We start from the raw sequence: 12,583 nt of genomic DNA, 5'->3' as shown, positions 1-12,583 counted from the left end.
AAAACTAGCCGACGTAGAGCGCGATCGTCCTGTCGGAAAATCCTTATTCACGAAACGTGCAAGAGGTGTGTTGACCTATGTGACCTGGCTAACTTGAGTGGCGAACATGCTGGTAAATGGATATATGTGTCAGGTACTGACTATTTCGGTAGCGACTTCTGGTGAAGATAGATTAATGCTGTCAAGCCTTGTCTGAAACTGTCGTAATTGCGGATTCGCGTGGTTGTTGATTGGTGCTGTAGGTGCTTATGATCGACGGTATGAGTGAATCGGGTAATGCAAAAAAGGGAACCCGACGTCAAGCCGCGATCGAGCGGGCACGGCGGCGACGTCAGGAACGCATCCGGGCCGCGCGGGAACGCGAGAACGCCGTCACCGAAGCCGTCATCGACGTCGCGGTCAACCGAGCCGCGGCATCCGACGCCGAACTGGCCGCCGCCCGCGCTATCGCCAGACTGCGGCGGATGGGCGAGAACCAGCAGTCGATCGCCGAGCTGTGCGAGCTGACCGCCGGAGAAGTCCGCGCCGCGCTCGCGCTCGCGGGAAGGCAGCCGGCGCAGTCCCCGGCCGCGCAGGAGACGGGGGAGCCGTGGTCGTGACGAGCTGATCGCGACCGTGAACACCTCGCTGGGTTCGGGCACGGTGACGCTGCACCCGGACCCGGCGGCGTGGAAGTCATAGGCGCTGCGGGCTCCGGCCTCGCTCGGACCCGACCGTCGATCTGCCCTCGGGGCCGGGTTGCTCGAACAGTTCAGGCCGGACGTAACCGGGCTCGTCGGTCGAGTGGCGGCAGACGGCGGCGCGAATTGAGTGGGCAGTGACGGTCGGCGGGAGGGCGGTACGGAGTTCGATCAGGTTGTCGGCAGCGATCGGGACGGCTCAGATGGGGGGAGAGGGGTAGTGGTCCGCTTCGTCGGCGGCCTGGAGTGGGCCTTGGGCGGTCGGAGAAGCCTGCCCGGCGTCGTGGAGCGCGGCGAGGACTTCGGTGTCACCCACGAGGTTCTGCCCGTTCGATACGGCGACCGGCCCTGACCGCATCCTGCGCGGTCGGGGCCGGTGGGTGTTGGCGTGTCAGGAGCAGATGGCGCGGTGGTCCGTGCCGAGTCGCTGGCCGCCGATGTCGGCCCGCTGACCGGCGGCGGTGCCATCGCGGCGCCCCGAGCCGGACAGGCGCCGGGTGCCGCGCCGGACGTGCGGGTAGTGCTCCCGGAACTTCTCGGTGACCTGGCGGTGGCGGTCGGCCAGGACCAGGTCGGTGCTGTTGCCTGGTGTGGAGTCGGCCTTTTGCCGGGCCTGGGTCTCGGCGGCGGTGATGCGGTCGACCACGGTATGGGTGAACGCGCTGTAGAACGAGCGCTTGTAGGCGGCCGAGCTCTCGCCGGGCCTCGGGCCAGGCCCGCGGACGAGGGCCCCGGTTTGTTGCAAGAGCAGCGAGTTGTAGAGCATTTCGGTGCGGTCGAGGTCGGCGGTGAAGCCGAAGATATGGAGGCGCTTCTGCCCAGCATCGGCGCGGGTGGAGATGTTGACCGCCTGGCAACGCAGGGCGCTGGCGATGCCGCCGAGGAGTTGGAGTTTGTCGAAGGCGAACGGTGCGGGCAGGGTGTGCAGGCGGCCTTCGACCAAGTCCGCGCTAGCGCCGGTGTGGTGGAGGAGTGCGGCGTCGATGCCGTACTTGGCGAGCAGTGCCATCGCTTTGGCCGTGTGGACCTCGGCGGCCTCGGGTGAGGTGGCAGGGTCTTCGGCGATCGCCAGGAGCTGGCGGATCTTCTCCAGCTGCTTCGGGTCGTGGTCGCGGTGTTCCATGGTGATGTGCTCCAGTGTGAGGACGACAGCAGGCGGGGCGACGGAGGGCCCGCCGTTCGGCGGGCCCTCTCGGGGTGGTGGTTCAGGCGGTGTTGCTGGTGGCTTCGGTGCCGTCGGCGGCGACGGTGAGGCGGTCGAGCGCCGCGGGCGGGATGCCGGCCTGGAGTGCAGCGGTGAGCATCTGCGCGAGCCGGTAGTTCGGACACACCTTGAGGGCGTGCTCGAAGCATTCGAGGGCGAGGACGCCGTTGCCGGTCCGGTAGGCGCACCAGCCGGCGACGGTGGCCGATGGTGCGGCCAGGTCGTCCTCGAGATGCCGGGCGACCCACAGCCACAGATCCACCGGGCGACGGGTGTCGGTGCGGCGCTGGTCGGAGGCATGGAGGGCGTAGTCGCGGACTCGCAGGTCGCCCAGGCCCAGGCCGAGCGTGGCGATCCCGTCCGGGCCGGGCGGCTCGTCGGAGCCGAGCCAGTGGTCGACCGCTTGCAGGTCGCGCTCGCACTGGTCGGCCCAGGACAGATCGCAGGCCGCGGCGAGATCGTCCTCGACCGCGCGGGCGACGGCGGCCCTCTGATGCTCGTCGGCGGGGTCGAGCAGTGCGGTGATCGCCTCGCGGCCCGGGTGGCGCCGGGCGCCGGCCACGGTCAGCGCGGTGGTGATGTCGGTGGTCTCGGGGAGCGGGGTGCCTTGGGGTGGGCAGCACCCGTCGCGGCAGTTCTGGGAGTACCAGTGATGGTCGGTGACGCGCAGGCGGTCGAGCACTTGGATGCCGGAGGCGGCGTAGTCGCTTGCGGCGCGGTCGAGGCAGGCGGTGGCGAGCTCGGTCTCGCCGTAGGCGATGAGGATGACCGCGTCGCAGTCGTTGGTCTTGACCTGCTCGGTCATGGTGACCAGGTGGTCGAGGTGGTCGATCCCGCCGGGTAGGTCGACTCGGAAGGTGCATTGGAGGTTGTTGCCACGCAGTCCTTGGACGACGAGGCTGTGCTCGGGCTCGAACCCGAGCAGGTACGGGATGGCCGAGAGCAGGTCGGCCGGGCTGGTCAGGCGAATCGGGGTCGTGTCGTTCACGGGAATCTCCAAGCGAGGGTCGGTGGATGGTTGCTGAAGGGAGGCCGGGAGGGACGTGTGGCCCCTCCCGGCGGACCGGAGGGTCAGGCCGCCGCGGCGGCCGGGGTGGCGGTGTTCCAGGCGTCGTCGCCGGGGAGGTCTTCGCCGTCGGCGGTGCGGACGGTCTGGGTAGTGTCGCGGGGCTTGCGTTCGGGCGTGGCGGTGCCGAACCGGAGGCTGGCGGCGACGTTGTCGGCGGTGACCTTGAGGTGGGCGAACCCGCCCGACTCGTGGGCGTAGAGGCCGCGGGCGGTGACCAGGACCTGGTCGTAGCGTTTGAAGGAGGCCAGGACGTTGTCGGCGAGCTGGCCCCAGGCCACGATGTCGAAGAACTGGGTCCTGCCCTCGGCCCACTGGCCGGAGGCGTCGCGGTAGGTCGGCTTGTGGGCGAGCTCGAAACGGACACCCTGGTTGCCGTTGGCGGTGGCGAAGACCTCGGGGTCGCGCTTGACGATCTGGCCTTCGACGGCGAAGTGGAACTCCATGACAGTGACTCCTTGTCGGGATCGGTGCTGGCGCGGCGGCCGGGGATCGGCCCCGGGTGTTGTGCCGCTGTGGTGAGGCCGCGTCCATCCCGGCGGGAAAGCGAGGGACGTCAAGGCGGGCCCAGCACTTTGTTCGCAGCGACGAAGGAGCGGCCCGGCGAAGAAAGTGCGCCGGCCCCCTTGCGAGCGACGAAGGAGCGTGCCCGAGCGGCCGTCGGGTAGCGTCCTCACACCACAGACGGCACACCCGGGCCAACGAATCCCGACCGCGCCCGCTCTCCCGGCAAGGGCGCAATCAGGGGTGCAGCAGGGCGAAGGGCCGAGCAGGTCGACCTGCGAAGCCCAGCGCCGGGCAGACCGGGCTCGGCGATCGGTATCTCGCGGACCGCGCCGCGACGCCAGCGACGGCACGGGCTCGGACCTCTCCGAGTGAGCCGTGTCGGGCTGGTACCGGACCTGTCGTGCTCAGGTTCAGCGACGTAGGTTTGCCGTCGCCCCGAGCGGTGCCCGACGATCGCGGCTGTTCCCAGTCGGGTGCCGCCCCGGCGCGCTCAGAGGGTTCGTGACCCACCCTCAACGCAATGTCATACATATGTTCGAGTCCGGTGGCGGGCGGCGGCAGTGATCATGCGACCATGACCGCATGGTCGGGCCGAATCGCTACATCACCATCGAACAACTCAAGTACTGGGCGGGCGATCCTGTCGTCCGCTGGCGCACGGTCGGCGATGCCGGTGAACGGTCGCACCGCTACCTCAAGGTCGCGCCGATGCACTTCTACATCCTCACCGTCGACGGCGGCTACGAGGCCGATATCGCCGCACCCTTCCCGCACGAGGACGACGCGTTGGCCGCCGCGGACCGCATCATGTCCGAGCCCGACCCGAGAGGCGTGGTCCGGGAGTGGGAGGTCGACCACGGCCAGCCACGACCGTCCAATCACTCGGGGTTCTCCTACGGGCGTCCACGTCAGTAGGCGGATCGTCCCAATATGGCCGATGCGACTATGCTGCAACGCATCCCCGTTGCAGAGAGGCCACCGGCATGAGTATCGACGAATTCAGCGCGGCCATCGGCTCCGCAGCCGACAGCGTCGAGACCGTCACCGCGAACATCGACAGCGCGAAGTCGGTCGGGGAGAGCTTGGTATCCCAGATCGCGGCGCTGGGCATGGAGCGCAGTAGTGACCAGACCGAAGCGGTGCGCCAACGGCTCGAAGCCGAAGCGCTCCCGCTGGCGATGCAGCTGAAGGACCTGCTGACCCAGATCCAGCAGGAAGCGCTGGCCCTCAAAGACGGCGGCGGATTACCGCGCGGCGGTACCAGTCCCCGCACTGCCCCCGACCCGAGCACGACGGAAGCTGCGACGCCGACTCCCCGACCGGCGAGCGTGCCCAAGCCGACCAAGAGCCACGGCACGCAGCAGAAGCGGGCCGGAATCGGCAGCGGACCGGTGCGGTTCAGCATTCCCCGGAAGCTGGAAGGCAAGCTCACCGGTAACCACCGCCGCCAGGTCCAGGAATACGTCGACGCGGCCAACCAGGCGCTGTCCGACGGGACACTCTCCAGCACGGGGCGGGTGCGCCCGTCGAGGGACCCGCGGTTGAAGAATGCGAAGGAAGCCGCGGCGGCCCGCGAGCGCGCTCGAGCTGAGCAGGCCGGTCGGCCCTACGGGGACAAGGTGGCCGCGCACCTGCCGGATACGACCTGGTCCGGCACGGCCGAGCCGCCGGGTGGCTGGGGTCGGCACGATGCCGAGATCAACGCCAGTCTCGGCTCGCAGTCCGACAAGTACCCCGAGGGTTACCGGCCCACCGGGTTCGAGATCGATGCGACCTGGGATACAGTCGGCCCTGTTGAAGCCGACCAGGAGGATTTGCCGTGAGCGCTGCGGACGCACAGGAGAGGCACGTGCAAGAGCGAACCTGGCCGGTCGACCTCGGTATCGGTATCGGACTCCAGGCCCAACTGGAGACCAGTGACCCCGAGGGGCTGCTGGGCGGCACTGTCCCGCGCCCGAAAGCCTCCGCGGAGACGATCGCCGCGTTCGAGCAGGAGCGAGGCGAGCGACTTCCTGAGTCCTACCGTGAGTTCCTGCTGCACGCCGACGGGTGGGAGCAGTGCTACTTCACCTTGGACCTGTTCGGTCTGCCCGAGTTGCGCGGTGGCGGGCGGGGCCCGCACGCGCGAGTGCTGCTGGAGACCTACGAGGCCGAAGACATCCTCGACGAGTCCGATCTCGCCGCTGCCGACGTCCTTCCAGTTGCGGCAGGGCAGGGCAATGACCTCGTGGTGGTCGTGCGCGAGGGCCGCGCCGAGGCGGGCACCGTGGTCTGGTTCGACGGGGGGGAGTACGGCCGCTTCGAGACCTTCGGTGACTTCTTCGAAGAGATCCTGGCCATGCTCCAGGACTACATCGAAGATCAAGACTAGGAACGGCCGAGCGGTTGACGCGGTAAGTACCCCTTCGAGCAGTCCCTTGCTCACCGGCAGCGGTAGGCAAGGGGCGCTGGGTACATGGTGTGAGCCGGTCGGCCCGGGCCGACCGACAGCGCGGGTCAGGCCGCTACCAGGTCCGACCTGCCGTTCGATTCGCCACCTACGACGCCCTCGGGGAGGTCGTCCTCTGCTGCGGTGTTCAGTGGTTCATCCTCGTCGTCGGAGTCGCTGCCGTCAGGAATATCCTATCGCTCTTCATACTCCAGCTCAGGTTCTTGCTCCTCGTCGTCTTCCGAGGCTTCGTCGGCTTCACCGCCGTCCGCTTCTTCGGCATGGGCGTCGGTGATCGGCTGGTGGAGCCGGCTCTCGATCTCGGCCAGTTTGTAGCCTTCGGTCACGGTCAGGCCGAGGTAGTCCAGCGTCTGCTGGCAGTCGCCCCAGCAGCCGATCGCGGGAGCCTTGAGATTGTCGTCGTTGTCGGGGCCATACAGCGCGCGGCGGTCGCCTGGGTGAGCCGGTCCATGCCCGCGTTCTCGGGCAGCCGCAGACCACATCGGCGAACTCCCTCAGCTAGGGCCAGAAGCCCCAGTTCGCGAGAGCGCTCGACCCTTCAGCGTTCGTTCGGGTCTGGTTCCGAAATCGGCGGAGTCTCGTTCAGATCCGGGCCAATGGGCGTGCGACCTCAACGAAGCAGGAGGACCGGCAGCATTGCCGAGTAACCCGGATGGTTCACAGCAGCCTGCGGTGCAGAGCGAGCGGACGGCATGTCATTGATGGTGCGTCCTGGCAACTGCTTGTCGCTCCGTGGTGAAATAAGGATTATGGATGAGACGGCCAGGGATGCCGCCTACTATCTGGCGCTAGCGGTCCACGGGTTCCTGTCCGGCCAGGTAGCCGGCTGGGTCGACACAGCGATCGAGACCGACGACACCGGCAGGACCCTCCTGATCGCCGGTGATGTCGATGCGCTCCTCGAAGCTATCGTCGAGCATGGCAACCTCATCGCCGACGCCGGACATGAGGACCTGGTCAGGCGCGCCCGCGCTCTTGCTGAAGCCAAATCCGATGCCGCCGCAGCCGAAGCCCTGGCGCTCCTCGACCAACTCGGCAGCATCGCAGGAATTGAATGGGACCAGTTCCTGCCGCTCCCCATACCGAATGCCGCGACACTGGAACAGATCGCAGAGCAGGTCGATCGGGGCGATGGGGCACCGTCATAGGAGACGGGGACCGCTGGCCGAGTGGGGCGAGCGCCTTCGGTGCCTCGACGTTGGACGGAATGGACGACGCCCGAGCTGGATACGCTCCTGAATCGGGTGTTCGAGAGCGGAAGGGACACAAAATGCCGTCGGAGATCGTCGTCGTCCACGCAGGAGAACCGCCACCGCAGGAGTGGGACGCGTCGGTCTTCCTCGCCGGTCCGGTCCCCCGGGAGCAGGGAGTGCCGTCCTGGCACCCCGAGGCCATCCGGCTGCTGGGCCAACGATGGGCCCGGCCGGGCCGCCTGGTCGTGTTCGCTCCTGAACCGCGCGAAGGCGTGGCGGTCGAAGGCATCGACGCGATCGGCTGGGAAGAGCGCGGACTGGCGTGCAGCGACGTGATCCTGTTCTGGATTCCCAGGGACATGGCGACGATGCCGGCCCTGACGACCAACATCGAATGGGGCACGTGGCACACCAGCGGCCGAGCGGTCCTCGGCGTCCCGCCCGCATCGGCGAACAACGGCTACCCGCTGGAGCAGGCCCGGTCGAGCTCGGTCCCGCTCGCGGATACCTTGGAGGGGACGGTCGGCAACGCCCTCGACCTGATCGGCGCCGGTGCGCGGCGCAGTGGAGGCGAACGCGACGTTCCACTGCTGGTCTGGAACACTCCCAGCTTCCAGCGCTGGTACTGCGTTCAGTGCGACGCTGGAAACACGCTGGTCAGCGCGCGAGTGGAGTGGACCTTCCGCGTCGGAGCCGAACGCCGCTTCGTGCTGTACTGGGCGGCGCATGTACAGGTCCACATCGCGGCCGAGGACCGACTGAAGTCCAATGAGGTCGTGATCTCCCGCCCGGACGCGTCCCACGTCGTGCTGTACCGGCCCGCTCCCGAGGCCGACGACACGGTGATCGTCCTCGTCCGCGAGTTCCGCAGCCCGGCCTCGAGTCCCGACGGCTTCGTCCACGAACTGCCCGGAGGCAGCGGCATGCGCACCGTATCCCCGATCGTGCAGGCGGTCGAAGAGGTGCGGGAGGAGACCGGTCTCGCCCTCGGGGCCGACCGGATGCGATACCACGGCAGCCGCCAGGTCGCCGCGACCGTCACCGCCCACCACACGCACCTGTTCTCAGCCGAGATCACCGAGACAGAACTGCGAGAACTCCGCGCGCTCCAGGACCGGCCCCACGGTGATGGCCTCGGCAGCGAACGCACCTGGGTCGAGATCAGCACCTACAAGGAACTCCGCGCCCATCCCGGGCCGGATTGGGCCACGCTCGGCATGATCGCGCAAGCACTCACAGACTGACCGCTGCCTTATACGAGTTGGCAGGCCGCACCAAGGCCGGCTCACCAGATCGGGTGAGCGGACAGAAAGGATCGGTCGGCACCGCCTGAGGGGCGGCGCCGACCGTTCGAGTCAGGCATTGACCAGATCGTCGTCGCGCTCGGGCACCGATGCTGCGATCGAGCCGTCGGGCGCCGCTTCGGCTTGACTCTCGTGGCTGTCGGTGCCGCGCTCGTCGGGGACTTCGGCCAACGATTCGCCTTCCGGTTCGGGCTCCTCGTCGTCTTCGTCGTCCTCGTCCGCAGAGACCTCGTCGGCCTCACTGTCGTCTTCTTCGGCGAGGGCTTCGGTGATGGCCCGGTGGATCTCGGACTCGATCTCGGCCAGTTCGTAGCCCTCGGCCACCAGCAGGTCAAGGTAGGCCAGGGCGCGTTGGAAGTCGCCCCAGCGGCCGAAGGCGGCGACGCGGAGGTTGTCCTCGGCGTCGGCCAGCCATCGGGCGACGGTGGCGCGGGTGAGCCGGTCGAGCCCAGCGTTCTCGGGCAGGTCGTCGATCGGGCAGCCGCAGATCGCGTCGGCCAGGTCGCGCACATCGTGGGCGGGCATGCTCATGTGACTCCCGGCCAGGTCGCGCAGTGCGGGCCGGAAGAGGCCCTTGGCGGCCTTGGCGGTCGCGAAGCGCCCGGTCAGGAATTCGTGCCGAACGCCGGTCGCGGACTCCCATGCGGCGCGGCGGGCCTCGATCTCGGTGTGGCGCGCTTCGCGTTCGGCCCTGGCGGCCTCGTAGGTGTCAGGGGCCGGACGGAGCCCGGCCGCAGTCGGGTCGGCGCAGTAGACGACCGCCGCAGGGGTGTAGTAGTCGCGGCTGATGTAGGCGGCGAATCTCGGTTCGGTCTTGACCGCTTCGACATCGACCGGGTCACCGTTCGCGTCGACGAGGTGCTCGGCGCGCATGGCCGTGCCGCCCTCGGAGACGAACGTGGGCCGCGCGGTGACCTTGACGCCGGCGAGCACCAGTTCGGCCTTGAGCCGTTCGATCCGGTCCTTGGTGGCCTGGCGCGCTTGCTCGTCGGCGATGGCGTGCTTGTAGCCCCAGTGCCCGCCGCCTTTCTTCATGATCCGCTCCAGCGCCTTGGGGTCGTGGGCGAACTCGGTGAGTGCGGCGGCAGCGGCCAGGTCGATCTGCTCGGCGTCGGCGGCCTGCTGGACCGGATCGGGCAGCTTGCGGAGGGTCAGGGAGTGACGGACACGCTCGAGATCCCTGCCGGTCGCCTTGGCGATGCGTTCGGGCTCCCAGTCCAGGAGGGCGAGCTGTTCATAGGCTTTGGCCTCCTCAGTGGGGGTGAGGTCGTCGCGGTGGAGGTTCTCCACCAGCATGATGACGATCTGGTCGGCCGCGTCCCGGTCGGCCGCCACGATGCAGGGGACGGTCTCCAGGCCGACCTGGGTTGCGGCGGCGTGACGGCGGTGGCCGGCGATGATGGTGTGCCGGCCGTCGTCGTCGGCGGGCAAGACCACCAGTGGCTCGATGATGCCGAGGTATTCGACGGTGGCGGCGAGCTCGTCGATGCCGCGCAGCTCGGAGTGCGCGTTGTTCTTGTGCGGGATGAGCTGGCTGGTTGGGATGTGGGTGATCTCCACGGTTGTACTCCAATCGGGACGGGGCCGCACGCTGTGTGGCGCGGGCGGCGCTTTCTGAAAGACCGGGCCCAGCCGCGAAGCGGCTACACTGGCCGGTCCAGAAAGCGCCGCCAGAAGCGAACAAGTCCACGACCGCATAGCGAGGATCTGCCCAAGTAGCACCCGCGATGCCTACGACGTTGACGCAGAGATGGTGGAAACACAGTGGACAGTGCGTGTCTGGGTGGCAAGGCGACGCTTTGATGAGCGCGGCCGTCAGGCTCAAGTCGTGTACCGGAAACTGTCGTCTATCTGACAGAAACAGGTGGCTCATTCCCTATGGGGGTTCACGATATCGAGTACCTATTTGCCTGCTTACGGTTGATAAAATGAGAGTTCAACCCACACTTCGACAGGCATGGCCGCCACCAGCGGATCTCCCCTGCTGCCCAGGGAGCGCCTATGAACTACCCCCATACTGACGTGATCGAGACCGTCCCAAGCGCTACGGCCCCGTGGTGGCTGCGTCTGGGCACCGAGGCGCCTCGGCCCGTCCATGGCTGCGCCGCGCCCGATTGCGGGATCGACTTGATCGCCGCCACCGACGTCTACTGCCGTACCCACGAGACGTTCCTGGCCTGGGGGCCACGAAAACCCCGCGCGTGGCACTACCTGGCCATCGGTGCGATGCGGATCGGGATCGCCGCCGGGTTCTTCTTCACCGCCCTGCTCGATTCCATGCTGCCGGTCTGGGGCGTCGCTGTGGTCTGTGGCCTGGCCATCGCCGTGTTGCCCTTGCGGCTCTATGACCTCAACGCGCGATTCGCTGTCCTGTACTGGCTGGTGGCCGCCGCGTTCGGCTTTGAGCTGTGGCTGGGCCACTTCACCGACCGAGATGCCCTGCTGATGTGGTGCGGCTACATTGGACTGGCGGCGTGGTGGGGGTTCATGGCGCTGGTGGCGAACTCCGGCGGTGGCGGCCGGGCCGGCGAAGCCGGGGCCGACCGCGGCGGCCAACTGGTCGCGGTCACCATGACCGTCGCCCTTCCGGCGCTGGCGGCCTCGGCCATCAGACCCGAATGGCGCGAGCTGTGCCTGATCCTCGCCCTGGGCGGCGTGTCCGGTGCGCTGCTGGTCGCGGCAATCATCGGTGTGCTCAGAGGCGGTCGGCACCTCGACCCCACCGACCCGCCGCAACTGTCCTACCTCCACAGACCCGGGAGCTTGCGGTGGCACCTGCGGTTCGGCCGGCCCGAGCCCGGTCGGGCCTCCGGTCCGATCGATCGGCTCGCCCGCGGCGTGCTGAACTTCCTGCAAGCCGTCCTCGCCGTCGCGGTCACCGCTGCCGGGAGAGTGGCCACGATCGGACGCTTCCTCGGCTTCGCGGTCGTCTTCGCGGCCACGGTGGTCGTCAACTGGGTGGTGTGGATCAGCGTCGAAGCCTCCCGGCGCATCCTGGGTTCGATCGTGGCCGCCGCCCTGGTGTGCTGGGTGGGAGCGCGGATTTGGTGGGTGGCGCTGTGGCGGTCGGTACGGGTCATGGTGCTGCCGCTGGCGTTCGTCGCGGGTGCGGCGGTCACCATCACCTGGTGGTCCGAGGCGGTCCGGCAATACCTGGCCGACGGTAGCCTGGACACCCTCGCCTGGATTGGCGCGGGCGTCCTCGCCGCGGCGGTCGCCCTCACCTTGATGTGGACCGCCCTGTCTGGGCAGCCGCTGACCGTCTCGTTGCGCTCGGCCATGCACTCGGCGAACATCGCCGCGACCAAGGGCCTGCTGGTCCTGGCGTTCTTCGCCGGAGCGCTCGGCGCTCCGGGCACGCTGTTCGACGTCGGCCCGATCCGGTGGGGGCCGCTGACGGCCGGGGTGTTCATCCTGCTGGGCGTTGCCACCGCCATCCACTTCGCCGCCAGAGCGAAGCAACGAACTCCCGACAACACGGAAGAGTCCGGCCCGAGCGCTCGCGACCGGGCTGACCGAGCGAAGGAGCACAATACTGCCTCTGAGTCGGCCGAAGGAGCGAACGCCTGACGTTCCACGGGACGGCCAAGGCGGACGAGCCTGTGGTGATCCGATGCGGCGAGGGTGCGAAGACAAGGAAGCGCGGGCCTGTTGCGGCCCGCGCTCCGATTCAAGCCGCTCTGGTCCGGTGGCACTCGATGAACGAGAGCGCTTCGGGTGGGCTGTCGGGTTCGAGACCGAGGGGCCGTCCAGTCACCGGTGGGCGCGTCCCTGAACTCGGCCTGGCTCGGGTCTGGCTGGTCGCGTGGTGGGTCATGACCGGCGCCCGAACAGGATGCGTCCGTCGTAGACGGTGACGGTGTAGTCCTCGAGCTCGGCGGAAGAGGCGGCCCGGTCGGCGACGACCCGATCGTAGGCGTCGGCGGTCGTGACCTGGAGGGCTGCGCAGCGGTCAGTAGGGGTGTGGGTGACCTCGACGGCTACGGCATCGCGGACGTCGAGCACGCGGCCGGTCTCGGCGCAGGTGATTTGCTTGCTGACCAGGTAGCGGAGGAATTCACGGTTGACGGCGGCGTCCATACCGCTGTCGGCTTGGACGATGACGGGGGTGTTCGATGGTGCGGACATGCTGTCCCCCTTTTCAGGGTTGGTGCGGTGGCCGGGTTGGCTGCCGCGCGGC

14 protein-coding genes are annotated in these 12,583 nt (G+C 68.3%); 8 read left to right on the top strand and 6 right to left on the bottom strand.

Annotated features, from left to right (window positions below):
* The first annotated feature begins 260 nt into the window (after positions 1 to 260).
* Complete coding sequence (locus JFB92_RS19540; protein WP_199042674.1) at positions 261 to 599, top strand: hypothetical protein; 339 nt, start codon at positions 261 to 263, stop codon at positions 597 to 599.
* 301 nt (positions 600 to 900) lie between these two features.
* Positions 901 to 1,032 (top strand): hypothetical protein, encoded by a 132-nt coding sequence (locus JFB92_RS26305; RefSeq protein ID WP_269848014.1) that lies wholly within the window; start codon positions 901 to 903, stop codon positions 1,030 to 1,032.
* 39 nt (positions 1,033 to 1,071) lie between these two features.
* Here JFB92_RS26305 and JFB92_RS19535 read toward each other — a convergent pair whose 3' ends face one another.
* From JFB92_RS19535 to JFB92_RS19525, 3 genes are all read right to left on the bottom strand, one after another.
* Positions 1,072 to 1,803: a DUF2786 domain-containing protein gene (locus JFB92_RS19535; protein WP_199042673.1), complete on the bottom strand. Its 732-nt coding sequence runs from the start codon at positions 1,801 to 1,803 to the stop codon at positions 1,072 to 1,074.
* A gap of 82 nt (positions 1,804 to 1,885) precedes the next feature.
* Positions 1,886 to 2,872 (bottom strand): DUF4192 domain-containing protein, encoded by a 987-nt coding sequence (locus tag JFB92_RS19530; protein WP_199042672.1) that lies wholly within the window; start codon positions 2,870 to 2,872, stop codon positions 1,886 to 1,888.
* 83 nt (positions 2,873 to 2,955) lie between these two features.
* Entirely contained in the window at positions 2,956 to 3,396 is a 441-nt protein-coding gene (locus JFB92_RS19525; RefSeq protein ID WP_199042671.1) for a single-stranded DNA-binding protein, read from the bottom strand.
* A gap of 643 nt (positions 3,397 to 4,039) precedes the next feature.
* Here JFB92_RS19525 and JFB92_RS19520 point away from each other — a divergent pair.
* The 3 genes from JFB92_RS19520 to JFB92_RS19510 all read left to right on the top strand — a co-directional run bounded on the left by JFB92_RS19520 (position 4,040) and on the right by JFB92_RS19510 (position 5,828).
* On the top strand, positions 4,040 to 4,372 hold the full coding sequence (locus tag JFB92_RS19520; RefSeq protein WP_199042665.1) for a hypothetical protein: 333 nt from the start codon (positions 4,040 to 4,042) through the stop codon (positions 4,370 to 4,372).
* A gap of 68 nt (positions 4,373 to 4,440) precedes the next feature.
* A complete protein-coding gene (locus tag JFB92_RS19515) occupies positions 4,441 to 5,280 on the top strand; it encodes a hypothetical protein (RefSeq protein ID WP_199042663.1) in 840 nt (279 codons plus the stop codon).
* A gap of 26 nt (positions 5,281 to 5,306) precedes the next feature.
* Positions 5,307 to 5,828, top strand: a complete 522-nt coding sequence (locus JFB92_RS19510; protein WP_199042661.1) for an SMI1/KNR4 family protein — start codon at positions 5,307 to 5,309, stop codon at positions 5,826 to 5,828.
* 251 nt (positions 5,829 to 6,079) lie between these two features.
* Here the strand turns inward: JFB92_RS19510 and JFB92_RS19505 are convergent, their stop codons facing one another.
* Positions 6,080 to 6,388, bottom strand: a complete 309-nt coding sequence (locus tag JFB92_RS19505; protein ID WP_199042659.1) for a hypothetical protein — start codon at positions 6,386 to 6,388, stop codon at positions 6,080 to 6,082.
* A 267-nt stretch (positions 6,389 to 6,655) separates the two neighbouring features.
* Here JFB92_RS19505 and JFB92_RS19500 point away from each other — a divergent pair, with 267 nt between their 5' ends.
* Positions 6,656 to 7,054: a hypothetical protein gene (locus JFB92_RS19500; RefSeq protein ID WP_199042657.1), complete on the top strand. Its 399-nt coding sequence runs from the start codon at positions 6,656 to 6,658 to the stop codon at positions 7,052 to 7,054.
* Between the two features lie 122 nt (positions 7,055 to 7,176).
* Positions 7,177 to 8,343, top strand: a complete 1,167-nt coding sequence (locus JFB92_RS19495; RefSeq protein WP_199042655.1) for a nucleoside 2-deoxyribosyltransferase domain-containing protein — start codon at positions 7,177 to 7,179, stop codon at positions 8,341 to 8,343.
* A gap of 111 nt (positions 8,344 to 8,454) precedes the next feature.
* Here the strand turns inward: JFB92_RS19495 and JFB92_RS19490 are convergent, their stop codons facing one another.
* Positions 8,455 to 9,963 (bottom strand): ParB/RepB/Spo0J family partition protein, encoded by a 1,509-nt coding sequence (locus JFB92_RS19490; RefSeq protein WP_199042653.1) that lies wholly within the window; start codon positions 9,961 to 9,963, stop codon positions 8,455 to 8,457.
* A 441-nt stretch (positions 9,964 to 10,404) separates the two neighbouring features.
* Here JFB92_RS19490 and JFB92_RS19485 point away from each other — a divergent pair, with 441 nt between their 5' ends.
* A complete protein-coding gene (locus JFB92_RS19485) occupies positions 10,405 to 11,973 on the top strand; it encodes a hypothetical protein (protein ID WP_199042651.1) in 1,569 nt (522 codons plus the stop codon).
* Between the two features lie 243 nt (positions 11,974 to 12,216).
* On the opposite strand, the gene JFB92_RS19480 is transcribed toward JFB92_RS19485, so the two are convergent.
* Complete coding sequence (locus JFB92_RS19480; RefSeq protein WP_199042650.1) at positions 12,217 to 12,531, bottom strand: hypothetical protein; 315 nt, start codon at positions 12,529 to 12,531, stop codon at positions 12,217 to 12,219.
* Positions 12,532 to 12,583: the final 52 nt, after the last annotated feature.

It is taken from the genome of Glycomyces salinus, assembly GCF_016428645.1.
In the GTDB taxonomy this organism is placed as follows: domain Bacteria; phylum Actinomycetota; class Actinomycetes; order Mycobacteriales; family Micromonosporaceae; genus Glycomyces; species Glycomyces salinus.
This window is presented reverse-complemented; position numbering and strand designations above follow the sequence as displayed.

What these genes read in the sequence shown, in the direction of transcription:
- JFB92_RS19505 (WP_199042659.1), bottom strand. Translation starts at nt 6,388, where the DNA reads ATGTGGTCTGCGGCTGCCCGAGAACGCGGGCATGGACCGGCTCACCCA.
- JFB92_RS19495 (WP_199042655.1), top strand. Translation starts at nt 7,177, where the DNA reads ATGCCGTCGGAGATCGTCGTCGTCCACGCAGGAGAACCGCCACCGCAG.
- JFB92_RS19500 (WP_199042657.1), top strand. Translation starts at nt 6,656, where the DNA reads ATGGATGAGACGGCCAGGGATGCCGCCTACTATCTGGCGCTAGCGGTC.
- JFB92_RS19535 (WP_199042673.1), bottom strand. Translation starts at nt 1,803, where the DNA reads ATGGAACACCGCGACCACGACCCGAAGCAGCTGGAGAAGATCCGCCAG.
- JFB92_RS19485 (WP_199042651.1), top strand. Translation starts at nt 10,405, where the DNA reads ATGAACTACCCCCATACTGACGTGATCGAGACCGTCCCAAGCGCTACG.
- JFB92_RS19480 (WP_199042650.1), bottom strand. Translation starts at nt 12,531, where the DNA reads ATGTCCGCACCATCGAACACCCCCGTCATCGTCCAAGCCGACAGCGGT.
- JFB92_RS19525 (WP_199042671.1), bottom strand. Translation starts at nt 3,396, where the DNA reads ATGGAGTTCCACTTCGCCGTCGAAGGCCAGATCGTCAAGCGCGACCCC.
- JFB92_RS19540 (WP_199042674.1), top strand. Translation starts at nt 261, where the DNA reads ATGAGTGAATCGGGTAATGCAAAAAAGGGAACCCGACGTCAAGCCGCG.
- JFB92_RS19520 (WP_199042665.1), top strand. Translation starts at nt 4,040, where the DNA reads ATGGTCGGGCCGAATCGCTACATCACCATCGAACAACTCAAGTACTGG.
- JFB92_RS19515 (WP_199042663.1), top strand. Translation starts at nt 4,441, where the DNA reads ATGAGTATCGACGAATTCAGCGCGGCCATCGGCTCCGCAGCCGACAGC.